23 protein-coding genes are annotated in these 24,661 nt (G+C 62.9%); 11 read left to right on the top strand and 12 right to left on the bottom strand.

Annotated features, from left to right (window positions below):
• Nucleotides 1–31 precede the first annotated feature (31 nt).
• Nucleotides 32–1,612, bottom strand: coding sequence for a glucose-6-phosphate isomerase (gene pgi / locus K3165_RS10915; RefSeq protein ID WP_221548898.1), 1,581 nt, complete (start codon nucleotides 1,610–1,612; stop codon nucleotides 32–34).
• Between the two features lie 52 nt (nucleotides 1,613–1,664).
• Here pgi and lepB point away from each other — a divergent pair, with 52 nt between their 5' ends.
• The 4 genes from lepB to K3165_RS10895 are packed head-to-tail and all read left to right on the top strand — an operon-like array spanning nucleotide 1,665 to nucleotide 5,360.
• Nucleotides 1,665–2,513, top strand: a complete 849-nt coding sequence (gene lepB / locus K3165_RS10910) for a signal peptidase I (RefSeq protein WP_221548897.1) — start codon at nucleotides 1,665–1,667, stop codon at nucleotides 2,511–2,513.
• Nucleotides 2,510–3,181 (top strand): ribonuclease III, encoded by a 672-nt coding sequence (gene rnc / locus K3165_RS10905; protein ID WP_221548896.1) that lies wholly within the window; start codon nucleotides 2,510–2,512, stop codon nucleotides 3,179–3,181. The genes lepB and rnc overlap by 4 nt, the downstream gene beginning before the upstream one ends.
• Nucleotides 3,178–4,092 carry a GTPase Era gene (gene era, locus K3165_RS10900; RefSeq protein WP_221548895.1) on the top strand — a complete coding sequence of 305 codons (915 nt, stop codon included), beginning with the start codon at nucleotides 3,178–3,180 and terminating at the stop codon, nucleotides 4,090–4,092. Before rnc ends, era begins: the two co-directional genes overlap by 4 nt.
• 14 nt (nucleotides 4,093–4,106) lie before the next feature.
• Entirely contained in the window at nucleotides 4,107–5,360 is a 1,254-nt protein-coding gene (locus tag K3165_RS10895) for an MgtC/SapB family protein (protein ID WP_221548894.1), read from the top strand.
• Here the strand turns inward: K3165_RS10895 and K3165_RS10890 are convergent.
• From K3165_RS10890 to plsY, 6 genes are all read right to left on the bottom strand, one after another.
• Entirely contained in the window at nucleotides 5,329–6,309 is a 981-nt protein-coding gene (locus tag K3165_RS10890; RefSeq protein ID WP_221548893.1) for a CPBP family intramembrane glutamic endopeptidase, read from the bottom strand. The genes K3165_RS10895 and K3165_RS10890 overlap by 32 nt on opposite strands.
• A 134-nt stretch (nucleotides 6,310–6,443) precedes the next feature.
• On the bottom strand, nucleotides 6,444–6,626 hold the full coding sequence (locus K3165_RS10885; protein WP_221548892.1) for a hypothetical protein: 183 nt from the start codon (nucleotides 6,624–6,626) through the stop codon (nucleotides 6,444–6,446).
• Nucleotides 6,626–9,172 carry a type I DNA topoisomerase gene (gene topA, locus K3165_RS10880; RefSeq protein ID WP_221548891.1) on the bottom strand — a complete coding sequence of 849 codons (2,547 nt, stop codon included), beginning with the start codon at nucleotides 9,170–9,172 and terminating at the stop codon, nucleotides 6,626–6,628. The genes K3165_RS10885 and topA overlap by 1 nt, the downstream gene beginning before the upstream one ends.
• Before the next feature lie 94 nt (nucleotides 9,173–9,266).
• Nucleotides 9,267–10,331, bottom strand: a complete 1,065-nt coding sequence (locus K3165_RS10875) for an SMP-30/gluconolactonase/LRE family protein (protein WP_221548890.1) — start codon at nucleotides 10,329–10,331, stop codon at nucleotides 9,267–9,269.
• A 60-nt stretch (nucleotides 10,332–10,391) separates the two neighbouring features.
• A complete protein-coding gene (gene dprA, locus K3165_RS10870; protein ID WP_221548889.1) occupies nucleotides 10,392–11,510 on the bottom strand; it encodes a DNA-processing protein DprA in 1,119 nt (372 codons plus the stop codon).
• The gene (gene plsY, locus K3165_RS10865) at nucleotides 11,507–12,112 is read right to left on the bottom strand and encodes a glycerol-3-phosphate 1-O-acyltransferase PlsY (protein WP_221548888.1); all 606 of its coding nucleotides are present in this window, start codon (nucleotides 12,110–12,112) and stop codon (nucleotides 11,507–11,509) included. The genes dprA and plsY overlap by 4 nt, the downstream gene beginning before the upstream one ends.
• 118 nt (nucleotides 12,113–12,230) lie before the next feature.
• Here plsY and murI point away from each other — a divergent pair, with 118 nt between their 5' ends.
• The 7 genes from murI (at nucleotide 12,231) to K3165_RS10830 (ending at nucleotide 19,167) form a co-directional block, all read left to right on the top strand.
• Nucleotides 12,231–13,025, top strand: coding sequence for a glutamate racemase (gene murI / locus K3165_RS10860; RefSeq protein ID WP_221548887.1), 795 nt, complete (start codon nucleotides 12,231–12,233; stop codon nucleotides 13,023–13,025).
• A 108-nt stretch (nucleotides 13,026–13,133) separates the two neighbouring features.
• Nucleotides 13,134–14,354 (top strand): 5-aminolevulinate synthase, encoded by a 1,221-nt coding sequence (gene hemA / locus K3165_RS10855; protein ID WP_221548886.1) that lies wholly within the window; start codon nucleotides 13,134–13,136, stop codon nucleotides 14,352–14,354.
• A 60-nt stretch (nucleotides 14,355–14,414) separates the two neighbouring features.
• Nucleotides 14,415–16,043 (top strand): class I adenylate-forming enzyme family protein, encoded by a 1,629-nt coding sequence (locus K3165_RS10850; RefSeq protein ID WP_221548885.1) that lies wholly within the window; start codon nucleotides 14,415–14,417, stop codon nucleotides 16,041–16,043.
• 70 nt (nucleotides 16,044–16,113) lie between these two features.
• On the top strand, nucleotides 16,114–16,806 hold the full coding sequence (locus tag K3165_RS10845; protein WP_221548884.1) for a nitroreductase: 693 nt from the start codon (nucleotides 16,114–16,116) through the stop codon (nucleotides 16,804–16,806).
• A gap of 181 nt (nucleotides 16,807–16,987) precedes the next feature.
• Nucleotides 16,988–17,431 carry a hypothetical protein gene (locus K3165_RS10840; protein WP_221548883.1) on the top strand — a complete coding sequence of 148 codons (444 nt, stop codon included), beginning with the start codon at nucleotides 16,988–16,990 and terminating at the stop codon, nucleotides 17,429–17,431.
• Nucleotides 17,432–17,518: 87 nt separating this feature from the next.
• A complete protein-coding gene (locus tag K3165_RS10835; RefSeq protein WP_221548882.1) occupies nucleotides 17,519–18,316 on the top strand; it encodes a transporter in 798 nt (265 codons plus the stop codon).
• Between the two features lie 77 nt (nucleotides 18,317–18,393).
• The gene (locus K3165_RS10830) at nucleotides 18,394–19,167 is read left to right on the top strand and encodes a hypothetical protein (protein ID WP_221548881.1); all 774 of its coding nucleotides are present in this window, start codon (nucleotides 18,394–18,396) and stop codon (nucleotides 19,165–19,167) included.
• A gap of 7 nt (nucleotides 19,168–19,174) precedes the next feature.
• On the opposite strand, the gene K3165_RS10825 is transcribed toward K3165_RS10830, so the two are convergent.
• The 5 genes from K3165_RS10825 to K3165_RS10805 all read right to left on the bottom strand — a co-directional run bounded on the left by K3165_RS10825 (nucleotide 19,175) and on the right by K3165_RS10805 (nucleotide 24,593).
• Nucleotides 19,175–20,377 (bottom strand): type III PLP-dependent enzyme, encoded by a 1,203-nt coding sequence (locus tag K3165_RS10825; protein WP_221548880.1) that lies wholly within the window; start codon nucleotides 20,375–20,377, stop codon nucleotides 19,175–19,177.
• Between the two features lie 260 nt (nucleotides 20,378–20,637).
• Nucleotides 20,638–21,153: a YbjN domain-containing protein gene (locus K3165_RS10820; RefSeq protein WP_221548879.1), complete on the bottom strand. Its 516-nt coding sequence runs from the start codon at nucleotides 21,151–21,153 to the stop codon at nucleotides 20,638–20,640.
• A 30-nt stretch (nucleotides 21,154–21,183) separates the two neighbouring features.
• Entirely contained in the window at nucleotides 21,184–22,362 is a 1,179-nt protein-coding gene (locus K3165_RS10815; RefSeq protein WP_221548878.1) for a carboxynorspermidine decarboxylase, read from the bottom strand.
• A gap of 43 nt (nucleotides 22,363–22,405) precedes the next feature.
• Nucleotides 22,406–23,401 (bottom strand): peptidyl-alpha-hydroxyglycine alpha-amidating lyase family protein, encoded by a 996-nt coding sequence (locus K3165_RS10810; protein WP_221548877.1) that lies wholly within the window; start codon nucleotides 23,399–23,401, stop codon nucleotides 22,406–22,408.
• Nucleotides 23,382–24,593, bottom strand: a complete 1,212-nt coding sequence (locus K3165_RS10805; protein ID WP_221548876.1) for a saccharopine dehydrogenase family protein — start codon at nucleotides 24,591–24,593, stop codon at nucleotides 23,382–23,384. The genes K3165_RS10810 and K3165_RS10805 overlap by 20 nt, the downstream gene beginning before the upstream one ends.
• Nucleotides 24,594–24,661 lie beyond the last annotated feature (68 nt).

Here is a 24,661-nt window from a genome sequence, read left to right as displayed (position 1 = left end):
TCCAGACATTTAGCATGCCCGGAAGCCAAGGTCACGACAATCCGCTGGCCTCCAGCAGCGCGTCGGTGCTCGCATCGAACTCCTCGCCACCTTCTTCGATCGCCTTGGCCATCTGCTTGCCGAGTTCGACGCCGAACTGGTCGAAGGGGTTGATGCCCATCAGCACGGCGCTGGCGAAGGTGCGGTGCTCGTGGAAGGCGATCAATGCGCCCAGCGTGGCGGCGTCGAGATCGTCGCACAGGATCGTGGCGGAGGGGCGGTCGCCGGGGTAGTTGCGCGCGGGGTCCTTGCCCTTCTTGCCCGCCATCAGCGCGGCGCCTTGTGCAAAGCAGTTCATCAGCAGGATACGGTGGTGCGCGGGGTCGAGCTCGTCGCCGGGCGCAATGCTGGCGATGAAATCGACCGGGATCAAATGCGTGCCCTGATGGAGTAGCTGGAACACCGCGTGCTGCGCATCGGTGCCCACCCCGCCCCAGGTGATCGGCGCGGTTGGGCCGTCGACCGGCTGCATGTCGGCGGTGACGCGCTTGCCGTTGCTCTCCATCTCGAGCTGCTGGAGGTAGTCGGGGAACAGGCCCAGCCGCTCGTCATAGGCGAAGACCGCGCGGGTCTGGCAGCCGCGCACGCGGGTGTAATAGAGATCGGCGAAGGCGGCGCGCAGGACGAGGTTGTCCGCCACGTCGGTGTCGCGGAAGTGCTTGTCGACCTCGGCGGCCCCGGCGAGCATCTCGCGGAAGTCGTCCATTCCCACGGCCATGGCGATGGGGAAACCGATGGACGACCAGATTGAATAGCGCCCGCCCACACTTTCCTGGAACGGGAGGATGCGCGTCTCGTCGACGCCCCACTCGACTGCGCCTTCGGGATTGGCGGTCAGTGCCACCACGCGGCCGCTCGGGTCGGACACGCCATTGTCGCGCAGCCATTTGAGCGCGCTTTCGGCATTGGTCATGGTCTCGATGGTGGTGAAGGTCTTGCTGGCCACCGCGATCAGCGTCTTGGCCGGATCGCACTTTGCGAACGCAGCCTCGAGCGCCACGCCGTCGATGTTCGAGACGACATGCACGTCGCATCGCGAAAAATCGCGGCTAAGCGCGTCGACGCCGAGCGCCGGACCAAGAGCACTGCCGCCGATGCCGATATGGATGAGGTGGTCGAACTCGCCCAACGCGCCCTGGTGGATCGCCTCGACCAGCATGCCCATGCGGTCGATCAGCGCCCCTGCTTCCTCCACCTTAGCCTCGTCACCCACGCCGCGCAGCGTCGCGTGATCTGCCGCACGTCCCTCGGTCGGGTTCACGACCTCGCCGGCGAAGAGCTTGCGGCGCATTTCGGTGAATTCCATCGCCTCGGCCAGCTCGGCGAAGTTCGCGAGCACTGCACGGTCGAGATGCGTTTTCGACCAGTCGAACAGGATACCGCCCGGCGCCATCGGGTCGCCTGCTGCATCGCCCGCCAGCTCGATCCGGCCCGAGAGCATCGCCACGCGTTCATTGCCGCCCGGCTCGTCCGTACCCTCGCCCCCGTCGCGTTCCGTGCTGAACAATTCGAGCAGCGTGGGCTGCGGCAAGGCCTGGAGATCGGTCCAGATATCGGCGGCGGCTTTGGTCATGGCGGGCAAAAATCCTTTCGCGGGGTGTGAATGCCGACTAGGGACTTCGGCGATGAATGAGAACCCCCGCCTGACACAACCGGACGCCGATTCCGATCGCGAGACGGTCGCCGCCAAACCCGAAGCCGAAAAAGAAGAGAGCTGGGGCGACTTCACCAAGTTCCTGCTGAAGCTGGTCCTGGTGGTGCTCGTCTTCCGCAGCTTCATCTTCTCGCCCTTCACCATCCCGAGCGAAAGCATGCTGCCGGGGCTGCGCAATGGCGATTACCTCGTCGCGGCCAAGTGGCCCTATGGTTATTCCAGCCTGTCGCTGCCTTTCGAGGCACCGCTGATCCCGGGACGTGTCTTTGCCGACCTGCCCGAGCGCGGCGACGTGGTGATCTTCAAGCACCCGGTCGACGGCACCGATTACGTCAAACGCGCCATCGGCTTGCCGGGCGACACGATTGCCATGCGCAATGGCGTCCTGATCCTCAATGGCGAGCCGGTGAAACGGGAGGCGGTCGAGGACGCCCAGATCCCGATGAGCGAGAACACCGGCTGCCGCAGCGATGGCGGTCAGGTCGCCGACGGCATGATATGCCGCTATCGCCAGTTCAGGGAAACGCTGCCCTCGGGCAAGAGCTACATGACGCTCGATTTCGGGCCGCGCTCGCAGGACAATTTCGGCCCCGTCGTGGTGCCCAAGGGCAAGCTCTTCGTGATGGGCGACAACCGTGACAATTCGCTCGACAGCCGCTTCCCCGCCTCGCCCGGACAGGGCGTCGGCCTGGTCGATGCCGACCTCCTCGTCGCACGCGCCAGCATGGTGCTGTGGTCGACCGATGGCAGCGCCGAATGGTTGCTACCGTGGACCTGGTTCACCGCCGCGAGGTGGGACAGGATCGGTACCGGCATATGAGCGTGCTCAACCCGGATACCCGCAAATGGCTTGAGGATACCGGCTTCACGGTCGGTGACGAGGCGCTGTGGCAGGCTGCACTGACGCATGGCAGCCTTGGCGAAAAGCGCGATTACGAACGCCTCGAATTCCTCGGCGACCGTGTGCTGGGCCTCGCCATCGCGCAGTGGCTCTTCGAACAGAGCGAGGCGCCGGAGGGCAAGCTTGCCCAGCGCCTGAATGCGATTGTCAGCCGCGAAATGTGCGCCAATGTCGCGCGCGGCATCGAGCTTGCCGACCATATCCGCATCTCGAAGCAGGCCCGCGCCGACGGTGGGCGCGACAGCGACAACATCCTCGGCGACGTGATGGAAGCCTTGCTTGGCGCGCAGTTCCTCGACAATGGCTTCAAGGCCTCGCGCAAGCTGGTAAATGTCCTCTGGCGCCCCGCGCTCGAAAGCGGTGCCGGCGAAAGCAAGCACCCGAAGAGCGCGCTTCAGGAATGGGCGGCGGGCAATCGCCGCAAGCCGCCCGAATACGAGGTGATCGACCGTTCCGGCCCCGATCACGCCGCAAAGTTCACGGTCCGCGTCTCGGTCCACAAGGTCGGCGAAGCAACCGCCACCGCCAACAGCAAGGGCGAGGCCGAGAAGGCCGCCGCCAGGGAATTCATGGAGAGATTCGGATGAGCGATCCGAAAACCAAATGCGGCCTCGTCGCCGTGCTCGGCGCCCCGAATGCGGGCAAGTCCACGCTGGTCAACCAGCTCGTCGGCCAGAAGGTCGCGATAACCAGTGCCAAGGCGCAGACCACCCGCGCCCGCATGCTGGGGATCGCGCTGCACAAGAGCGAAGATGCTGACACGCAGATGATCCTCGTCGACACGCCCGGCATCTTCGCACCCAAGCGCCGCCTCGACCGCGCGATGGTGCACGCGGCATGGGAAGGCGCGGAAGCGGCCGATGCCGTGCTGCTGATGGTCGACCCGATCAAGCAGCGCCGGCACGAGCTGGAACCGCTGATCGAGGCGTTGAAGGACCGTCCCGAACGCAAGATCCTCGTCCTCAACAAGGTCGACAAGGCGAAGAAAGAACCCCTGCTCGCGCTGGCGCAGGAGCTGACGGCCGCAGTCGATTTCACCGAGGTCTATTTCGTTTCCGCCCTTACCGGCGACGGTGTGCCCGAGATGAAGGAAGCGCTGGCCGAGCTGATGCCCGAAGGTCCGTGGATGTACCCCGAAGACCAGGTTTCGGACGCCAGCGAACGCCTGCTCGCCACCGAAATCACCCGTGAGCAGCTCTACAAGCAGCTCCACGAAGAACTGCCCTATGACAGCGCAGTCCGCCCCGAGAAATATATCCAGCGGCCCGACGGCAGCGTTGAAATCCACCAGCAGATCGTCGTGATGCGCGACAACCAGCGCGCCATCGTGCTTGGCAAGGGCGGTAGCCGCATCAAGGCGATCGGCCAGGCTGCACGCGAGGAGCTGTCCGAGCTGCTCGGCCAGAAGGTCCATCTCTTCCTCCACGTGAAGACCGACGAACGCTGGAGCGAAGACAAGGAAATGTTCGAGGAAATGGGCCTCGACTGGACGCGCTAGGAAGCGCAGCCCGGATGGACTGGTTCGGCATCCTACCCCTTCTCGGCGCGGCGCTGGCCGTGGGCCTGATGATCGGGCTGGAGCGGGGCTGGAAGCTGCGAGGCGCCGCAGAGGGCCAGCGGGTCGCCGGAATCAGGACGTTCACCCTGCTCGCCTTTGCGGCAGGCCTTTCCGGCGTTCTCGCGGCGCAAGACTATGAAATCATTTCGGGTGTAGTCGTGGCAGGATTGGCGGCCATCGTCGCGATCGGCTATTCCCGCTCTCTCGCCGAAAACGGTAAGCCCGATGCGACCTCGGCCGTCGCTGCCATAGTCACGCTGGGCCTCGGTTTCCTCGCGGGACTTGGGCAAACCGCACTGGCCGTAGCCGGGGGCGCCGTCGTCACCCTCGTGCTCGCCCTGCGGACCGAAATGCACCGCTTCGTCGGCGCAATGGACGAGGCCGATATCAAGGCCTTCGCGCGCTATGCAGTAATTGCACTCGCCGTCTTCCCGTTCCTGCCAGAAGGCCGGTTCGGCCCCTATGATGCATGGGAGCCGCGCAATCTCTGGCTGGTGGTGATCATCGTCACCGGCTTCTCCTTCGCAGGCTATGTCGCCAACCGCCTGTTCGGCGCACGCAGGGGCACTATCGCGACCGCAGTCATCGGCGGGCTTTACAGTTCGACCGCCGTCACCCATTCCTTCGCGCAGAAAATCGGTTCGGGCACCGGCGGCGGGGCGGAGAATGCAGGCATCGCGCTGGCAAGCGCTGTCATGTATTTCCGGGTCATCGTGCTGGTTGCCGTGCTGGCGACCAGCCTCCTGCCCCATTTCGTCATCGTGGTCGCGCCTGCGCTGCTGGTCGGTTTCGTGGCCGCGTGGAGGCTCTACCGGCAGGCGCCCTCGACCACAGGCCCCGCCCCGCCCGGAAATCCGATCGCGCTGCTGCCTGCCCTCACCTTCGTGACCTTCGTCGCAGTCGCAGCGGTTGCGGCCCGCTGGGCGCAGAGCGAGTTCGGCGAGCAGGGTATCGCGATCCTCCTGCTGCTGATGGGCAGCATGGATGTCGACGCGGCGATCATTACCGCAGGCGGGCTGGAGCCCGGCACCATCGCACCCGACCTCGCCGCGCTCGCCATTGCGGGAACGATCCTTGCGAACATGTCGGTGAAGCTCGGCGTTACGCTGGTCTACGGCAAGCGCGAGGCGCGTCCGGCAGGTCTGGCGCTCGGAGCGAGCATGGTGGCTTTGGCAATCAGTCTGGTTGTTGGATACTACCGTCTCTGACAACGACCGGCTCGGCCTGACCAATGTCGTGCCCGCGATCTTCGCCAAGCGCCTTGGCGGCCAGCTTGATCAGCACGAACGCGACGGCCAGAACCGGCAGGATCAGCACACTGTTCTCCGGCCCGAAATCGCCGCCGCTGAGCCAGTCCGGCCCGACCGGGTTCACACCGATGATCGAGGTCATGTCGTTGCCGCTCGCATTGTAGTCGAGGACCACACCCTGGAAGAAATTCCAGCCGACATGCATGCCGAAGGACATCCAGATCGCATTGGTCACCATCACGCCGTAGAGCGCCTTGAACGAGAAGATGACGATGATCAGCGCGGACAGCACGGTCGCGTTGGGATTTGTGATGTGGATGAAGCCGAAGATCACTCCGGAAACGATGGCAGCGATCAGGAAGCTGGTCCCCTCGGCGAGATTGCGCAGGAAGTATCCGCGAAAATAGAGCTCTTCCCACCAGCTGACCACCACCGTGATGAAAAAGAACAGGCCCAGCGTTCCCCAGTTCATGGCGTCGATGGAGGCGGAAAAGGCCGGCCATGAAGAGAAATCGGGCGCTCCATTGCCCCAGGCAATACCGGTGAACTCGACGGCACCGAACAGGTAGGCAAGTCCCACGAAGAGTGCCGCCATCGCCCCGCTGATCAGGAAACCGGCGATGATCGTCGGAACGGTGCGCTTGCTTACGAAAAGTCCGAGCGAGGCGAGCGACCGGCGGTCGAGATAGCGCCGCGCAAAGATCACGCTGAGCGTCATCGCAATGGCCATCATGATGATCAGCATCGCCGTATTCACGTAACGGCTCGCATCCGGGATGCCGCCGTTCAAAGCCTTGAACCCTGTCTGCAGGGCGAGGTTCAGTGCGACGAGGACCGCAGCCATAACAAGCAGTCGCCACCCCGCGCGCAGACGATCTTCTTCCGGATTGACGAACCAGTTTCGCATATTCCTGCACCTCTCCATGCACACCAGATAGCGTCCCCGGAGAAGGGATTTAGCGATATACTGTATTATGTCAACGATACAGCCAAGATATATCTTTCATCGACCGCCATTCCGTGGGGACGAAGCTCGACCTGCTAGCGCTTCTTTGCGATCTTGATCTTGTTCTTCTTGGCGAAATCCTTGGTCGATTCCTCGCTGCGATTCAGGGCCTTGGCGATCTGCTTCAGCCCCTGACCCTTGGCGGCGAGGGAGCGGAGCTGGCCCGCTTCCTCGCCCGTCCAGGGTTGCTTGTGCCGCTCGAAGCGTTCCTTGCCCATCAGTCGGCCTTCTTCTTGGCCGCCGCCTTCTTCTTCGGTGCAGCCTTCTTTTTGGCCGGTGCCTTGCGCTTCTTCTTAGCCGGTCCCTTGGCAGCACGCGCATCGATCAGTTCGATCGCCTGCGCCTCGGTCACGTCCTCGGGCTTCATGTCCTTGGGGATCGTGGCGTTGGTGGTGCCGTCGGTGACATAGGGGCCGTAGCGACCCGGCATGACCTTCATCTCGCCGCCGCTGGTCGGGTGCTCGCCCAGCGCCTTGATCGGCTCGGCCTTGCCGCGCCCGCCACCCTTGCGGTTTGCGGCCTGCGCAAGGATATCGACCGCACGGTTCATGCCCACTTCGAACACTTCGCGGGTGTTCTGCAGCTTCCCGTACTTGCCGTCGTGGCGCAGGTAGGGACCGTAGCGCCCGATGGCGGCCTCGATCTCCTTGCCCGTTTCGGGATGCGCTCCGACGATACGTGGCAGGCTGAGGAGCTTCAGCGCCCATTCGAGGTCGAAATCGTCGAGGTCCTTGGGGATGCTCGCACGCTTGGCGTCCTTGCCCTCACCCAGCTGGACATAGGGGCCGAAACGGCCGCTCTTGCGCTCGACCGGAAGACCCGTTTCCGGATCCTCGCCCATCACGCCGTCATTGGCGCCATCGTCTCCTTCACTGCCCGGCTTGGCGAACTGGCGGGTGAATTTGCACTCGGGATAGTTGGCGCAGGCGACGAAGGCACCGAAGCGACCACCGCGTAGTGCCAAGCGTCCGCCTTCGCGGCCCTCGGTCTCGCACAGCGGGCAATGACGCGGGTCCTTGCCGTCGGCGCGCTCGGGGAAGAGATAGTCGGACAGGAAGTCGTCCAGCACCTCAGTCACTTCCGAGGGCTTCTTCTCCATGATCTCTTCGGTCTTGGGTTTGAAGTCCTTCCAGAACTCGGCGAGTAGCTTCTTCCACTCCTCGCGACCATCGGAAACCGTATCGAGCTCATCCTCCATTCCGGCGGTGAAGTCGAAGGACACGTAGCGCTCGAAAAAGCGTTCGAGAAACGCCGTGAGGAGACGCCCCGATTCCTCTGCAAAGAAACGGTTTTTCTCCATTCGGACGTAGTTGCGATCGCGCAGCGTCTGGAGCGTCGAAGCATAGGTCGACGGGCGGCCGATGCCGAGCTCTTCGAGCTTCTTCACGAGGCTCGCTTCGCTGAAACGCGGCGGCGGTTGGGTGAAGTGCTGGTTCGCCTCGACCGCCTTCTTGAGCGGGCTGTCACCCTTGTTGACGATCGGCAGCAGGCCGCCCTCGTCGTCCTCGGAAGGCTCGTCGCGGCCTTCCTGGTAGACGGCGAAATAGCCGGGGAACTTCACCACCTGGCCAGTCGCACGAAGCTCGTGTTTTCCGGTGCCATCGCGCAGGGTGATGGTGGTGCGTTCGAGATTGGCGGAGGCCATCTGGCTCGCCATCGCGCGCTTGAAAATGAGGTCGTAGAGCTTGCCCTCGTCGCCCGAACTCACGCGGTCGCGGGTGAAATCGGTCGGGCGGATCGCCTCGTGGGCCTCCTGCGCGTTCTTGGCCTTGGTCGAATAGAACCGCGGCTTGTCGGGCAGGTAGTAGGCATCATAGCGGTCGGCGATGGCCTTGCGGCAGGCATCGATCGCACTGCCGTCCATCTGCACACCGTCGGTACGCATGTAGGTGATCGCACCCGCCTCGTAGAGCGACTGGGCGAGCCGCATCGTGTGGCTAGCGGAAAAGCCCAGCTTGCGCGCGGCCTCCTGCTGCAGCGTCGAGGTAGTAAACGGCGGCGCGGGGCTGCGTTTGAGCGGCTTGGTCTCGATTTCCTCGACCGTGAAGCGGGAATCCTCGACCGCCTTCTTTGCGGCCTTGGCGCTGCCCTCGTCACCCAGCGTCAGCTTCTGCAGCTTCTTGCCGTCGAACTTGACCAGACGCGCGTCGAACTCGGTTCCGTCCTGCTCGAGCTTGGCGAGGACCGACCAGTATTCGTCAGCCTTGAAGTGTTCGATCTCGATCTCGCGGTCGACGATCAGGCGCAGCGCGACCGACTGCACGCGGCCCGCGCTCTTCGCGCCCGGCAGGCGGCGCCACAGCACGGGCGAGAGCGTGAAGCCATAAAGATAATCGAGCGCGCGGCGGGCGAGATAGGCGTCGATCAGTGGCTGATCGAGCTCTCGCGGCGACTTCATCGCCTCCGTCACGGCGGCCTTGGTGATGGCGTTGAAAGTTACGCGGTCGACCTTTTCGGGCAGCGCCTTGCGCTTGGCGAGCAGTTCGCGGACGTGCCAGCTGATCGCTTCGCCTTCACGGTCAGGGTCGGTCGCGAGGACGAGGCGGTCGGCCTTCTTGGCCGCATCGCTGATTTCCTTGAAGCGCTTCTGCTTGTCGCGATAGAGCTCCCAATCCATCGCGAAATCCTCGTCCGGGCGCACGCTGCCATCCTTGGGCGGCAGGTCGCGGACATGGCCGTAGCTGGCGAGAACCTTGAAGTCCTTGCCGAGGTATTTCTCGATGGTTTTCGCCTTTGCGGGCGATTCTACGATAACGAGTTGCATGGGGGTAAAAGCGGTCCCTTACGTGTGTACGTGTATGTACGCGCGATTTTCGGTTCGGTTGGCGGGTCGTCAAGCGGACAATTCGCTCGAATGCTTATCGCTCCACTTTCACAAGCGCATTTCCCAGATTGGAAACATAGAAAGGCTGATCCTCGCGCCCGATGATTATGCCTGTGAGTACTCCTGGCATTTCGCCCTGCACTTCGGGATTGAGCAGATCTGCCGCGCTCTCCCCAGCTGCACTTCGACGAAGCCATTCCTGCACTGATTTAGCGCCAGCTTCGGTTTGCGCATCGAACACCACGCGAGTTGTGCCGGTATCGGTGTCAATTGCGATCACCTGGTTTGAAGCAGGAGAAGCCACCCAGAGTGAACCATCAGGAGCTAAACGCATGTTGTCAGGCGATGGCACTTCGGCAAGAACCTTGCGATCGCTCAGGGTCCCTGCTGCAACGTCCAATGTGAACACGAGAACCCGGTTCGCCATGGTCTCGGAAAGGTAGAACTTGCCGCTGGCCTCATCGAGATAGAAGCCATTGGCAAAGTTAAGCCCATCCACGACCAGTTCCGGCTCGCTTACCAGTTGGCCGTCCTCGGCAGCTGACAACCTGTAGACAGCACCATCGTCCATCGCTTTGTCGACCGCCACAAACAGTCGCTCTTCACCCTGGTTCTCGGTCGATTGGGTAAACCAGACTGCTCCGGTGCTGTCGGTTATCGCCGTGTTGGCCCCGAACGGATGCGCGTAGACCAACTCGGTTGTGCCAGCTTCGATATTGGTTCGATAGATGCGTCCCGTGAAGACATCCGCGACAACAACGCGCTTCCCGTCAGGCTCCAAATGAACGCCATTAGGACCGGGAACGACACCTGCCGGTTCTTGTCCAAAGCCAACCGCCGCGAAGTTTCCGAAAGGTTCGAACGTGCCGTCGGAAGCGACCTTCACAAGACCGTGCCGCTGGTCGGCCACGATCAAGGTCCCGTCATCGAGCTGAACTCCATCTTCGGCGCGCTGAAGTCCTCTATCGGCCGGGAAGATCGTGGCTTGAGCGATGCTCCACGACTGCTCTTGCCCGTCGGATGCCTCGACCGAGCCTGGCTCAGCGCTGCAACCTGCAAGGACCAGTCCTGCCAAAACTGCTGCAAGGAACGGCTTCATGATTGATCTCCCCGACAAACAATGCGCCCGCGCGAGGGTGCTGCGGGGGATTCACTGGTGTCAAGCGTTTAGCGAGACCCGCCCACCTGCATGCCGTTGCAATCGCCCGGCGATCTCCAGCTCCAGCAACGCGAGTTGCACAGCGGCTGGACTATCGCCCGATTGGCGAACCAATTCGTCCACTGCGACTGGGGCAGTAGTGAGCAGGTCCCCAATTTCCGCTGGCTCAGCATCTCCGAGTTCCTCCGGCAGGAAATCGAAAATTGCGCCCTTTTCGCGAAAGGTCGAGCGCGGCCGCCCATCGAAGCCCGTCAGCAGTTCCACCACGTCTTCGGGCGATTGCACCAGCACTGCGCCTTCGCGGATGAGGTGGTTGCAGCCGTGACTGCGCGCTTCGAGCGGCGAACCCGGGATCGCCATGACCTCGCGCCCCGCCTCACCAGCCAGCCGCGCGGTGATGAGGCTGCCTGACTTGACCGCAGCCTCAACCACCAGCGTGCCCGACGCCAATCCGGCGATGATGCGGTTGCGACTGGGAAAGTGGCTGCCGCGCGGTTCGGTGCCGGGAGGCTGTTCGGCGATCAGCAGGCCTTCGCTCGCGATCCGCTCTTGCAGTTCGGTGTGCTGCGGCGGGTAGGCAATGTCGATGCCGCTGGCGATCACGCCGATGGTCCTGGGCATCGCGCCTTCATGCGCCGCGCCGTCGATCCCGCGAGCGAGGCCCGAGACGACGGTAAAGCCCGCCTCCGCCAGCCCCTGCCCGAAATCGCGTGCGAGCTTGACCGCCGCTGCGCTGGCATTGCGGGCACCGACCATGGCGACACAGGGCTTCTGTGCCAGCGAGAAGTCACCGCGATAGGTGACGATCGGTGGTGCGCCGTCGATCTCGCCAAGCAGGCGCGGATAGTCGGGCTGGTCGTGGAAGAGGTATTTCGCTCCCGCCTTGCGGACACCCTCGACCTCGCGTTCCACCTTGTCGAGGGCAGCGGCACGATACTGCCGTTTCCCGCCCTTCCCGAGCTCTGGAAGCGCTTCCAGGGCCTGCGCCGCCGTGCCGTAGCGAGCCAGCAGCATCGCGTAGCTCACCGGCCCGATATTGGGCGGGCGCAGCAGTCGGATGCGGGCGAAAGCCTCGTCTTGTGTCAGCGGTGCGACCCGTGGATGCGTGGCGTCGTTCACCCCTTGGAGCCGACCTTCGGTTCGGTGCCCGCTGCAAGGCGCTTGATGTTTTCACGGTGAAGCCAGAGGACGAGTACGGCCACGATCCCCAGCACCTTCACAAAGGTGGGCCAGCCGAAAATCGCTGCGGCAACAGCAGCCGCGATCACCGCGGTCATCCCTGCAAGCGAGCTGATACGGGTGACGGCCAGCATGCCGATCCAGACCGCCGCGTAGACCAGGCCCAGCGGCCATGCGAGACCGAAAGCGACGCCGGCATTGGTCGCCACACCCTTGCCGCCCTTGAAGCCGAGCCAGACGGGGAAACAATGGCCGATCACAGCGAATAGCGCGGTCCAGCCCACTTCCTGCCAGAACAGGTTCCAGGCGATCAGCACCGGCACGAGCCCCTTGGCGAGGTCCAGCAGCAGCGTCGCCGCAGCCAGCCCCTTGCTGCCGGTGCGCAGAACGTTCGTCGCGCCGATATTGCCGCTGCCCTGCTGGCGGATGTCGCCCTTGCCAGCCATTTTCGCCAGGATCAGACCGAACGGGATCGAGCCGAAGGCATAGCCGAGCAGCGCCGCCCACAGCACGTTGATGGTGAAATCCGTTCCGAAATCCATAGTCCCGATCCCCGGTCGTTGCGCGCAAGGCTTGTGAAAGCCATGGCAAATTGTCTAGCGAGGCATGTAGGGCCCAGTTTGTGATTTGGGCAAGCTTACCGCGAACGGAAGATCCGATTTGAACTCTAAATCCCCGATACTTCTGTTCGATTCCGGCGTCGGCGGCCTCACCGTCCTTGCCGAATTGCGCAAGCTGCTGCCCAAGGCTCCGGTAATTTACGCCGCCGATATGGCCGGCCTGCCCTATGGCACGAAGAGCGAGGCCGAAGTCGCCGCGCGGGTGGCGGGGCTGCTCGGCCGCATGGCCGAACGCTACGAACCGCGGCTGATCTGCATCGCCTGCAACACTGCCAGCACGATTGCGCTGGGCATGGTTCGCGAGGTGCTGGAGACGCCGATCGTGGGCACCGTGCCTGCCATCAAGCCCGCCGCCGCGATCACCGAGACCGGTACCATCGGCCTGCTCGGCACCGAGGCAACGGTACGCCAGCAATATGTGGACGACCTCGAGAAGCGCTTTGCCGAGGGCAAGAAGCTGCTGCGCTACGGCGCGAACGGCCTTGTCGCGCTGGGCGAGCGCAAGCTGCGCGGCGAGGAAGTGACGGTCGATGAAGTTGCCAGCGCGGCCTCGGGACTCGTGCTCCAGGCTGGCGGGGAGAATCTCGACACGGTGGTGCTCGCCTGCACCCACTTCCCGCTTCTCGAACCCGAGCTGCGCGAGGCGTTCGGCAAGGATGTGAAGTTCGTTCATGGGGCGCAAGGCATCGCCCGCCGGATCGATCACCTGCTGACTGGCCAGAAATTCTCCCGCTGGAGCAAGAGCTTCGCCGTCACCACCGGCGACCTGCAGGATTTCGAGCGGCTGTCCGGAGCCTTCGAACAATACGGCATAAATTCGCTCAGACGCTTCTGAATCTTGCGAATCGTTCGCAAAGATCGCGGTGGCAAAACGCAACTGGTTTGCTTATGTGCAGCGCCATATTCGGCCGCTTTTGGACGGCGTTGAGACGGGTGTTCCCGGGTGAACTACGACCAGGTTTTTGATGAAGCGATCGGCCGCCTCCACGAGGAGGGCCGCTATCGCGTGTTCATCGACATCATGCGCAACAAGGGTGCATTCCCCAATGCGCGCTGCTTCCACGGACATAACGGCCCCAAGCCGATCACCGTGTGGTGCTCGAATGACTATCTCGCCATGGGCCAGCACCCCAAGGTGATCGAGGCCATGGAAAACGCCCTGCACGATGTCGGCGCAGGTTCGGGCGGCACGCGCAATATCGGCGGCAACACCCACCTCCATGTCGAGCTGGAACAGGAACTGGCCCAGCTCCACGGCAAGGAAGGCGCGCTGCTCTTCACCAGCGGCTATGTCTCGAACGACGCGACGCTTTCGACGCTGGCGAAGCTGCTGCCGGGCTGCGTGATCTTTTCGGATGAACTGAACCACGCCAGCATGATCGCCGGCATCCGCAATTCGGGCTGCGAGAAGCGGGTTTTCCGCCACAACGACCTGGAACATCTCGAACAGCTGCTGGCTGCCGAGGACGAGGAAACGCCCAAGGTCATCGCCTTCGAGAGCGTCTATTCGATGGATGGCGATGTCGCCCCGATCCACGCGATCTGCGACCTCGCCGAAAAATACAACGCCCTCACCTATATCGACGAAGTCCACGCGGTCGGCATGTATGGCAACCACGGCGGCGGCATCTCGGAACGTGACGAAGCGGCGCACCGCATCGACATCATCGAGGGTACGCTGGGCAAGGCATTCGGCGTGATGGGTGGCTATATCGCGGCTGACAAGCGCGTGATCGACTGCATCCGCTCCTATGCTCCGGGTTTCATCTTCACCACCTCGCTCAGCCCCGTGCTGGTCGCAGGCGTGCTCGCTGCGGTGAAGCACCTGAAGGAAAGCTCGGAAGAGCGCGACGCGCAGCAGGCAGCTGCCGCGACTCTCAAGGCGAAGATGCGCGCAGCCAAGCTGCCGGTGATGGACAGCGTGACGCATATCGTCCCCCTGATGGTCGGCGATCCGGTCCGCGCCAAGCAGATCAGCGACATCCTGCTGGCCGAATACGGCGTCTATGTTCAGCCGATCAACTTCCCGACCGTGCCGCGGGGCACCGAACGCCTGCGCTTCACGCCCGGTCCCGCGCATACGCCGGAAATGATGGACCAGCTCGTCGACGCTCTCGTCGAGATCTGGGACCGCATGGACATGGAGTTGCGGGAAGCCGCCTGATCGGCTTTCTTGGTGGCTGCGGCCTGCGATAGAAAACGATCGATCGTTGCACCGGGCCGGATGGAGAGCCGCCCGATGTACGACGTTTCGCTGACCGAAAGCTTCTTTCCCCGCCAAACCGACCTTGAGCTGCACGACACCACCGTCGGCTCCGCCTTGCGCGAAGCTGCCGCGAATTGGCCGGACGATATCGCACTCGAAGAGTTCAGCGAAACCGGCCAGGCAGGCCGAAAATGGACCTTCACCGAACTTCTCGCGGATGCGGAGAAGCTCGCCGATGCCCTGTTGACCCGATACCGGCCGGGCGAGCGGATCGTCATCTGGGCGCCGAATATCCCCGAATGGATCCTGTGCGAATATGCCTTCGGAATTGCAGGCCTCGTGCTGGTCACCGCCAATCCCGGGTACCAGAAGCGCGAACTCGCCTATGTCATCGAGCAGTCCTCTGCCGTCGGCCTGTTCCACATCGGCAGCTTCCGCGGCAATCCGATGGCGGACATCGCCAAGGCGATTGGCGAAGACAACGACCGCTTGCGCGAACTCGTCGACATGCAGGACGCGGACGCGCTTTTTGCCACGGGATCGCTTTCGGCAACGCGTCCGGAGGTCACGCCATCGGACATCGCGCAGATCCAGTACACTTCGGGCAGCACCGGCTTTCCCAAGGGCGTGCTGCTGCATCACTACGGGCTAACGAACAATTCGCGCCATTCCTTCGAGCGGCTCGGGATCGACCCCAAGGGCAAGCTCCTGCTGGTCGCGCCGCTGTTCCATACCACCGGATGTGCGGTCTCGGTGCTCGGCGCCTGCCAGTCGGGGACGCATATCGTCCTCCCGCCGATGTTCGAGCCGAACCTGGCGAACAAGCTGGTGGAATCCGAGAAGATCACCTCGGTCATCGGCGTCCCGACGATGTACATGATGATGCTGGAGGTCGACGATGCGAACCCGCGCGATCTCACATCGGTCGACGTGATCGGTGCGGGCGGTTCCATGGTCTCGCCAGAGCTGATCCGCCGCATCAAGGACCGCTTCGGCTGCAGGTTCACCAATGGCTACGGCATGACCGAGACCTCTCCCCTGCTCACCGGCACGCGCGACAGCGATCCGATGGACAAGCAGACCCAGACTATCGGCCAGCCCTTCTCGCAGCTCGACGTCTCGATCCGCGATCCGCAGACCAATACGGTCGTGCCGCTGGGCCAGGTCGGCGAGATCTGCGCGCGCGGTTACAGCGTCATGGCCGGATACAACGACAATCCCGAAGCCACTGCGGAAGCCATCGATGCCGACGGCTGGATGCACACAGGCGATCTCGGCATGATGGACGAACAGGGCTTCATCACCATTACCGGACGCGTGAAGGAGATGATCATCCGCGGGGGCGAGAACCTTTTCCCCGTAGAGATCGAGAACATCCTGCTCGAACATGACACGGTCGCACAGGTCGCGGTGGTCGGCCTGCCGGACGAAAAATGGGGCGAGATCGTCGCTGCCTTTGTCCGCACGCCGGAAGGTGCCTCGCTCGACCCGGTCGTTCTCAAGGCGCATTGCCGCGAGCATCTGGCGGCACAGAAAACGCCGGTCGTCTGGGTCGAGGTCGACGAATACCCGATGACAGGATCGGGCAAGGTCCAGAAGTTCCAGCTACGCGACAAGTATCTCGCCGGAGACTACGACGCCGCCTGAACGTAGCGTCCTTTGCGCTTCCATCCTGCTCGGCTAGACCTGTGCCGAGACAAGGGAGAGAGTGCACGCGATGAGCGGAAATCCGGACCAGAAATACGATGAAGTCGTCCTCGGACGGCGTTCGATCCGCGGCTATCTGGACAAGCCCGTCCCGCGCGAGCTGATCGAGGAAGTGCTGACGCTTGCCATGCGTTCGCCCTCCTCGATGAACACGCAGCCCTATCACTTCCACGTCATCACCGGCGAACCGCTCGACCGGATCCGCAAGGGCAATACCGAACGCATCCTTGCAGGCGAACCCGACAGCCGTGAATTCCGCCGGGGCGAGCCCTTTGCAGGCGTCCATCGCGAACGCCAGATCGGCTGCGCGATCCAGCTGTTCGAGGCCATGGGCATCGAGCGCGACGACAAGGAAAAGCGGCAGGACTGGGTGCTGCGCGGCTTCCGCCAGTTCGACGCGCCCGTCTGCGTGATCATCACCTACGACAAGGAACTGTCGGGCAGCGACGATACGCCCTTCGATTGCGGCGCGGTCACCACGGCGCTGGTCAATGCGGCGTGGAGCCGCGGCCTCGGCTGCGTGATCAATTCGCAAGGCATCATGCAATCGCCGGTCGTGCGCGAGCATGCCAGCATTCCCGACGACCAGGTCATCATGAAGGCCGTCGCCATGGGCTGGCCGGACGAAGACTTCCCCGCGAACCCGGTCAAGATCACCCGGCGAAGCGTCGATGAGGCGGCCTGCTTCGTGGGGTTCGACTGAAACCCCGCGGAAACCCGGTTTTAACCAATGACTCGGGCAGAATTCGCGGCCTCTCCGCTCACCCCTGCCATGCATCAGCCTGTCGAACTAACCTTGCTCCTTTGAAGGAAATTAAGACGGGTAGCCGAACGAGTTTTCGGCGCGGGTGATCGCTCGCGCCAAGGCTCGATGGAGGGTTGTAATGAAAAAAATTGCTCTGGTCGCACTGCCGACCGCACTGACTATCGCCGTTGTCGCACCTGTCGCTCTGGCGCAGGAAGACACCGGCACCGATACCGACACGACGACCGAAACCGCCGAAACCAACGGCGCGATCGTGACGCGTGAAGCGGTGACCGAGGAACGCGAAATCCTCGACGAAGACGGCAATCCCGTCCTCGATGCCGACGGAAACCCGACCTTCGAAACGGTCGAACTAGGCTGGACCCAGACGGTGGAAACGCCCTCGGGTAACGTCCACACGATCACCAAGATCGAAGGCGAGCGCGCCGTCGTGACGCATGAAAAGGCAGAGCGCATCGCTCGTGCCGAGCGTCCGGCCAAGCCCGAGCGCCCCGAAAAGCCCGAGAAGCCCGAAAAGCCCGAGCGTCCGGAACGTCCGGATCGCCCCGGCCGCGGCGGCTAATCCGGATACTCCAGCGCGTCGCATGCCCGGTCGTTCAGGAGGCCGGGCGTGCGGCGCGCAACCATATCGAGTGGAACAAATCCTATCATGACCAAGCCCCTTGTCGCAGGCGCCCTCGCCGCTTGCCTGATCGCAATGCCACAGGCCGCGCATGCGGAAGACGATTACGTCCAGCTGGCCGTCGGCGTGGACTATTCGACCGGCGATTACGGTCAGGACGAGGACACCGATTTCCTCGCCGTACCGGTTACGGTGAAATGGCAGACCGGCGACTTCAACGTGCGCGTGTCCGTGCCTTACATCAACGTCTCGGGCCCAGCCGACCTCATTCCGGGTGAAGGCGGCGTGCGCGGCGGACCCGGCGGCGGTGGCCCTGGCGGTGGCGGCTCGACAGGTACGGCCTCACGCTCGGGCATCGGCGATACGAATATCGCGGCGACCTATTCCCTCGAAGTGTCCGATACGACCTATTTCGACGTCACCGGTAAGGTAAAGCTGCCGACCGGTTCGCAGGAAAAGGCGCTCAGCACCGGCACGACCGATTTCACGCTGCAAGGTGAAGTGCTTCAGGTGTTCGGCGATGTCAGCGCAGCCGTGCGCGCAGGACGCCGCTTCAACGGCCAGAACGACGACTATCCGCTCGAGGATGCATGGCTGGCCGGTGCAGGCCTCTATTTCGTCTCCGGCGACAGCACCTTCGGGCTCGATTACGACTGGCGCGACGGGTCGCTTCCCACATCGCCCAATCGCAGCGAAGTCACCGGCTCGCTCACTCACAAGCTCAACGACGGCCTGCGCTTGCAGGGCTACGCCTATACCGGCCTTGCCGACGGTAGCCCCGATGTCGGCGTCGGCGCGCAGGTCATGGTGCGCTTCGGCGAATAAGCCTCCCGCAGCGCCGTATTCGCGCGTCGCGGGAAACCTTGCATGCCTCGATGGTTCGCTTTGCAGGAGGCGAATTCATGACAGGCAGACTGACCGAAATTGGCGAAGGGTTCTGGCGCGTAAACGGCGATTTCAGGCTGGGCGGGGTTATCAACCTCGGCACCCAGGCCTCGCTCGTGCGCCTCACGGACGGTAATTTCGTCTTTCTCGACAGCTATACGCTTCCCGACGATGTGAAGAGGGAAGTCGACCTGCTGACCGACAATGGGCGCAAGCTGACCGCGATCCTCAACCTGCACCCGTTCCACACGCTGCATTGCGACTGGATGCACGACGCCTATCCCGATGCGCGCCTGTACGGGACCGCGCGGCACAAGCGGAAGCTGCCGCAACTGCCGTGGCAGGACACGCAATGCGAGGACGATGCGCTCAGGGAAAAGTTCGGGGTCGACTTCGACTTCAAGGTTCCTGCAGGCGTGCCCTTGGTCGACGAGGACGAGAGCGTCCATTTCTCATCCGTGCTGGCCCTGCATCGCAGCAGCGGGACGATCCATGTCGACGACACCCTCGTCTATCTCGACAAGGGCTTTCCGCTTTCGTTGCTGACGATGATCCGGAGGGTCGACTTCCACCCGACGCTGGCCAAGGCGCTCAAGCCACATGCCGGTGCAGCCGACGAGTTTCGCGAATGGGCGATCGCGCTGGGCACGGACTGGGCGCAGGCCAAGCGGATTGCTGCGGCTCACAACGCCGTTCGGGAACTGGAGACGGAAGAATTCCCCACGCTCGTCGGAGAAGCGCTCGGCCGGGTAAAATCCGTACTCGAAAACCACCGTTCCGAGTACGGATGAGAATTGCCTATCGCAGGTTTACGACGTTGTCGGCCTGCGGACGGTCGCGGCTGCCGTCATAGAGGCTTGCCATGGGTTCGTCGGTCACGATGATGCGTTCTGCCGCGCCGAAGCCGTTGAAATCGGTCTTCATCGCCGCACCATACGCACCGAGCATGCCGATCTCGACATAATCGCCAGCCTGGATGTCTTCCGGCAGGGCGAAGGGGCCGGGCATGTAATCGGCATCGTCGCAGGTCGGGCCGTAGAAGGCGAAGTCCATTTCGGGCTTGATGAGGTCGTCCTCGAGCGCGCGGACAGGGAATTTCCAGTCCACGTGTGCGGCATCGAACAGGGCGCCATAGGCACCGTCGTTGATGTAGAGTTCCTCGCCGCGGCGCTTTTCCACCTTCACCACGAGGCTGCTGTATTCGGCACACAGCGCACGGCCAGGTTCGCACCACAGCTCTGCGTTGTAGGCGATCGGCAGCGCGTAGAAGTGCTGGTGGATGATCTTGAAATAATCTTCGAGCGGCGGCGGCTCCATGCCCGGGTAGACGGAGGGGAAGCCTCCGCCCACGTCGATCATGTCGATGACCACCGAAGCCTCGGCAATCGCCGCGCGGGTGCGGTCCAGCGCCTGCACATAGGCAAACGGGCTCATCGCCTGGCTGCCGACGTGGAAGCATACCCCCAGCCAGTCTGCATACTGGCGGGTTTCCTGCAGCAGCGCAGGCGCTTCGATGAGGTCGCAGCCGAACTTGCTCGCAAGGCTCAGCGCCGCATGCTCCGAGGAGACGCGCAGGCGAACGCAAAGGCGCAGGTCGGTGGCATCTTCGCCGTCTTCATCTCGGGTCGCCTTGACGATCTTCGCCAGCTCTTCGCTGGAATCGAGGCTGAAGGTTTTCACGCCGTGTTCGAAATAGGCTTCGCGGATCGCGCCGGGCGATTTCACCGGATGCATGAAGCACAGCGTCGCATCGGGCAGTACCGAGCGCACGAGGCGCACTTCCGCGATGGAAGCGACGTCGTAATGCGTCACGCCATTGTCCCACAGGATGCGAAACAAGTCGGGAGAGGGATTGGCCTTCACCGCATAGAGCGACTTGCCCGGAAACTTCTCGACAAAGAAGCGGGCAGCGCGCGCAGCGGCGTGCGGGCGGTTGAGGATAACAGGTTCGTCCGGCGAAAGTGCGCGGACTACAGCCTTGGCATCAGGAAAATGCTGCAACTCAAGGGACCCCCTAAACGGTCCGTGCGGACCATGAAACGACAAGCTGCCTTGCGGTTAGGAAGTCCCCTTGGGGCAGCAGGAGCCGCGCAAATAGTAAGATTCGGCAAAAAATCAAGCCAAATCGCTCGCGCAAGAGCTCCGGACTTACCCTAAGAAAACATGGCGAAGCCGGCCGTTCCGTCGGCCCGACGAGCACCTCGCACAGCCGGTCGAATTACAGGAAAGCGCCAACCAGAGACGCGCCTGCGCTTCGGACCCTATTCGTCGCCGTTAGCGGTACCTACCGCCCCTGGTGCGAGGCTGAGCAGCACCGAGATGTTCTCGCGCAAATTGGCCATCGTCACACCGTGATCGATCACCACGTAGCGCGTGACACCCAGTGTCTCGTTCTCGAAATCCGCCCACACGTTCAGCGCGGCGTTTTCGAGGTTGGCCTTGGCCAGACGGGCGTGGGTCACGGTATCGGGCAGGTCATAGCGAACCTGCGCCATGATGCCCTGGCATCCCGAAATCGGTTCTACATCGCAGGCTGTGCCGAACAGGGTATATGCAAGGCCATCGGCATCCTTGGCGACGACGACGTAGTCCTCTTCCATAACCCTGAGTTCTTCGTGGTCGAGCGAAGACACCAGCGCGCGCAGATCCGCCGTCGAAACCGACTTCACCACCTTTTCGGGCACGTATTCCTGCGCGGCAGCGGGGGCCGCCGCCATACCGCCGGCCATTGTGAGCGAACCAGCAAGGATCGCTGCGCGAAGTGCGTGCATTTTCATGTAAACTATCCCCCTTGGCGGATCGGCGACCTAGCTCAGCCTTCCGCGAAAATCTTCGTAACCGAACTCCCTCACGAGTTCGAGGGAGTCCGTCTCGCTGTCCCACATGTAAATCGACGGCAGCTGCACCCCGTTAAAAGTGTTAGTCTTAACCATCGAATAATGGGCCTGATCGAGGAAGGCGAAACGCTTGCCAACCTCCGCGCCGCCGGGGATGCGATAATCTCCAATGACATCGCCGGCGAGGCAGGAGGGTCCGCCGATGCGTACTTCGGGCGTCTCTGCGTCCATCGCCTCGCCCAGCATTGCGGGGCGATAGGGAGCCTCGATGACATCGGGCATGTGGCAGGTCGCCGAGACGTCGGCGATGGCGACAGGCACGCCGTTGAAGCCGGTGTCGAGGATGGTGCCCACAAGGATACCGGCATCCAGAGCGACCGCCTCGCCCGGTTCGAGGTAGATCTCGGCGCCGGTGTCGTCCTTCGCATCTCTGAGGAATTCGACCAGTTCCTCGCGCTGGTAGTCGGCGCGGGTGATGTGATGCCCGCCGCCCATGTTGATCCACTTGAGCTGGCCGAACCACGGCTCGATGGCGTCGAAAACCTTGTCCCAGGTGCGGTGCAGCGGCTCGAAGTCCTGCTCGCACAGATTGTGGAAGTGGATCCCTTCGACGCCTTCCATGATCTCGGGCGTCAGCTGGTCGATCGGAAAGCCGAGGCGGCTGCCGGGACTGGAAGGATCGTAGCGCGGCACCTCGCCGGTCGGCACCTGCGGATTGATGCGCAGGCCGACTTCGAAATCCTGTCCCGAGGCACGGGCATTCTCGAGGATGAGCGCGGCGCGCTGCATCTGGCCGGGCGAATTGAAGATCACGTGGTCCGACAGGCGGCAGACCTCGTCCAGCTCCTCCGGCTTGTAGGCCGCGCAATAGGTGCTGATCTCGCCGTCGTAGAATTCCGATGCCAGCCGCGCTTCCCACAGGCCCGAGGTGCAAACCCCGTCGAGATACTCGCCGATGATCGGCGCAGCGCTCCACATGGAGAATGCCTTGAGCGCGGAGAGGATCTTGATCTCCGCCTCGTCGCGGATTTCGGCCAGGATCTGGCAATTGGCGCGCAGCTTCGCCGCATCCACCACGAAGGCGGGGCTGTCGACACGGTTCAAATCGAAATGGGCAAAGGCGCCCGGATCGCCGGCTTTTGTTTCCATGGGGCGCATCTAGGCGCGCAAGCGGCAATGCGAAAGGGCGAACTCACTCGCTGGTTTCGAGGCCGGCAGCAGCAAGTTCGAATTTCACGACGCGGTTCGCCTTGTTGTCGACCATGTAGACGCTGCCGTCGCGTGCGACCGCGATATCGTGGCCGAGGCTGGTTCCGGTGCGCGGATCGACGCCCGCATCGAAGATCCGGTCGAGCGAACCGTCCTCACGGTATAGCCTGCCGATCGCGCCATAGCGGCCCACCCCGTCGCGCCCTTCGATGACCAGCACATATCCGCCGCCGATCGGTTTCGCGGAATAGGGATGGCCTGTCCCTCGCGGCTTCCAGCTTGCGAACGGTTCGCCTGCATGGGTGAGAACCTGGACCCGCCCGTTCTCGCGGTCGGCGATGTAGACGCGGTTCGCGTCGGTTGCGACCGAGTGCGGCAGGTCGAACTCGCCCGCAGCGCTGCCCTCCTCGCCCCAGCTTTCGAGGAAATTGCCTTCGCGGTCGAATACCGCGATCCGGTCGTTGAGATAGCCATCGGCGACCAGCACCTTGCCGGGAAGAAAGGCGATGTCGGCCGGTCGACCGAATTGCCCATCGCCCTGCCCGGTCACGCCGCGCTCACCCAGCGCAAGTTCCTCCGCTCCTTCGTGGCTGAAGCGCAGCACCTGCTCACGCGCAACGTCGGTGATCCAGACCCTGTCCTCGTCGTCGACCGATAGACCGTGCGGCATGACGAGCGTATCTGCTCCCCACTTGCCGAGCAGCTTGCCGTTCGCCGCGAACATGAAAACCGTCGGCTCGGCAATCGGATCGGTCGGGAATGGCTCTTTCCACTCCCGCCCAGCCCGATGGAGCACGAAGATATGGCCGTGGCTATCGACATCGACCGCACTCAATTCGCCATAGGCAGTACCCTCGGGCACCTGCGCCCAGTCGGCATCCATCTCGACGCGCGGCGCGTCTTCCCTGCCCGGCCCCGAGCACGCGGCAAGAGCCAGCGCGGCCGCGACGGCAAGGAGGTTAGAAGTCGACCGGGCCATCCATTTCCTTCACCTGCCAGGGCAGGCCGTGCTCGTTGAGCATGTCCATGAAGGGATCGGGGTCCATTTCTTCCATGTTGAAGACGCCGTCGCCCGACCACTTGCCGGTGACCATCATGGCCGAACCGATCATCGCAGGCACGCCGGTGGTGTAGGAGACGGCCTGGTTGCCGGTTTCCTCATAGGCGGCTTCGTGCGAACAGATGTTGTTGATGTAGAAGGTCTTCTCACCCGAACCGTCGAGCGCTTCACCGGTAGCGATGACGCCGATATTGGTGTTGCCCTTGGTCGTTTCGCCCAGCGATTCAGGCTTGGGCAGCACGGCGGCGAGGAACTGGAGCGGGATGATGTCCTTACCCTGATAGCGGACCGGGTCGATGCGCGTCATGCCGACGTTCTGCAGCACGGTCAGGTGCTTGATGTATTCATCACCGAAGGTCATCCAGAAGCGCGCACGTTCGAGTTCGGGATTGAACTTGGCGAGGCTTTCCAGCTCCTCGTGGTACATCATGTACATGTTCTTCGGGCCGACGGCTTCAAAGTCGAATTCGACCTTCTTGGCCATGGCCGGGGTCTCGACGAATTCGCCGTTCTCCCAGTGGCGCGCAGGTGCGGTGACTTCGCGGATGTTGATTTCCGGATTGAAGTTGGTGGCGAAGGCCTGACCATGGTCGCCCCCGTTGCAGTCGAGGATGTCGAGCTGGCGGATGGTCTTGAGCTTGTGCTTCTTCAGCCACATGGTGAAAACGCTGGTCACGCCCGGGTCGAATCCCGAACCCAGCAGCGCCATCAGGCCAGCGTCCTTGAAGCGGTCGTGATAGGCCCACTGCCAGTGGTATTCGAACTTGGCTTCATCCTTCGGCTCGTAGTTCGCGGTGTCGAGATAGCTCACGCCCGCTTCGAGGCAGGCGTCCATGATTGGCAGGTCCTGATACGGCAGCGCGAGGTTCACCACGAGGCTCGGCTGCACCTTCTTGATGAGGTTCACCATCGCGGGGACTTCTTCCGCGTCGATCTCGTAGGTCGAGATATCCGCGCCGGTGCGGGTCTTCACGCTGGCGGCGATGGCATCGCATTTGGACTTGGTGCGGCTGGCGAGATGGATATCGGTGAAGATATCCTTGTTCATCGCCATCTTGTGAACGCAGACCGAGCTGACGCCGCCTGCACCGATGACCAGAACTGTCGACATGGATGAAACCTCTTTTCTGAAATTCGATTCTTGCGCGCCCTCTAGCGAAATGCACTAAGCTAGCCAAA

The organism is Qipengyuania xiamenensis (genome assembly GCF_019711495.1).
In the GTDB taxonomy this organism is placed as follows: domain Bacteria; phylum Pseudomonadota; class Alphaproteobacteria; order Sphingomonadales; family Sphingomonadaceae; genus Qipengyuania; species Qipengyuania xiamenensis.
Note: the sequence above shows the minus strand (reverse complement) of the source record. Positions and strands in the feature narration are given on the sequence as shown.

Bases quoted from the DNA above. Each gene is read 5' to 3' on its own strand.
- K3165_RS10830 (WP_221548881.1), top strand. From the start codon at position 18,394: ATGACAGGCAGACTGACCGAAATTGGCGAAGGGTTCTGGCGCGTAAAC.
- K3165_RS10895 (WP_221548894.1), top strand. From the start codon at position 4,107: ATGGACTGGTTCGGCATCCTACCCCTTCTCGGCGCGGCGCTGGCCGTG.
- K3165_RS10840 (WP_221548883.1), top strand. From the start codon at position 16,988: ATGAAAAAAATTGCTCTGGTCGCACTGCCGACCGCACTGACTATCGCC.
- K3165_RS10885 (WP_221548892.1), bottom strand. From the start codon at position 6,626: ATGGGCAAGGAACGCTTCGAGCGGCACAAGCAACCCTGGACGGGCGAG.
- plsY (WP_221548888.1), bottom strand. From the start codon at position 12,112: ATGGATTTCGGAACGGATTTCACCATCAACGTGCTGTGGGCGGCGCTG.
- lepB (WP_221548897.1), top strand. From the start codon at position 1,665: ATGAATGAGAACCCCCGCCTGACACAACCGGACGCCGATTCCGATCGC.
- pgi (WP_221548898.1), bottom strand. From the start codon at position 1,612: ATGACCAAAGCCGCCGCCGATATCTGGACCGATCTCCAGGCCTTGCCG.
- K3165_RS10815 (WP_221548878.1), bottom strand. From the start codon at position 22,362: ATGGAAACAAAAGCCGGCGATCCGGGCGCCTTTGCCCATTTCGATTTG.
- K3165_RS10820 (WP_221548879.1), bottom strand. From the start codon at position 21,153: ATGAAAATGCACGCACTTCGCGCAGCGATCCTTGCTGGTTCGCTCACA.
- rnc (WP_221548896.1), top strand. From the start codon at position 2,510: ATGAGCGTGCTCAACCCGGATACCCGCAAATGGCTTGAGGATACCGGC.
- topA (WP_221548891.1), bottom strand. From the start codon at position 9,172: ATGCAACTCGTTATCGTAGAATCGCCCGCAAAGGCGAAAACCATCGAG.
- K3165_RS10805 (WP_221548876.1), bottom strand. From the start codon at position 24,593: ATGTCGACAGTTCTGGTCATCGGTGCAGGCGGCGTCAGCTCGGTCTGC.
- K3165_RS10850 (WP_221548885.1), top strand. From the start codon at position 14,415: ATGGAGAGCCGCCCGATGTACGACGTTTCGCTGACCGAAAGCTTCTTT.
- K3165_RS10845 (WP_221548884.1), top strand. From the start codon at position 16,114: ATGAGCGGAAATCCGGACCAGAAATACGATGAAGTCGTCCTCGGACGG.
- K3165_RS10810 (WP_221548877.1), bottom strand. From the start codon at position 23,401: ATGGCCCGGTCGACTTCTAACCTCCTTGCCGTCGCGGCCGCGCTGGCT.
- K3165_RS10875 (WP_221548890.1), bottom strand. From the start codon at position 10,331: ATGAAGCCGTTCCTTGCAGCAGTTTTGGCAGGACTGGTCCTTGCAGGT.
- era (WP_221548895.1), top strand. From the start codon at position 3,178: ATGAGCGATCCGAAAACCAAATGCGGCCTCGTCGCCGTGCTCGGCGCC.
- K3165_RS10835 (WP_221548882.1), top strand. From the start codon at position 17,519: ATGACCAAGCCCCTTGTCGCAGGCGCCCTCGCCGCTTGCCTGATCGCA.
- K3165_RS10890 (WP_221548893.1), bottom strand. From the start codon at position 6,309: ATGCGAAACTGGTTCGTCAATCCGGAAGAAGATCGTCTGCGCGCGGGG.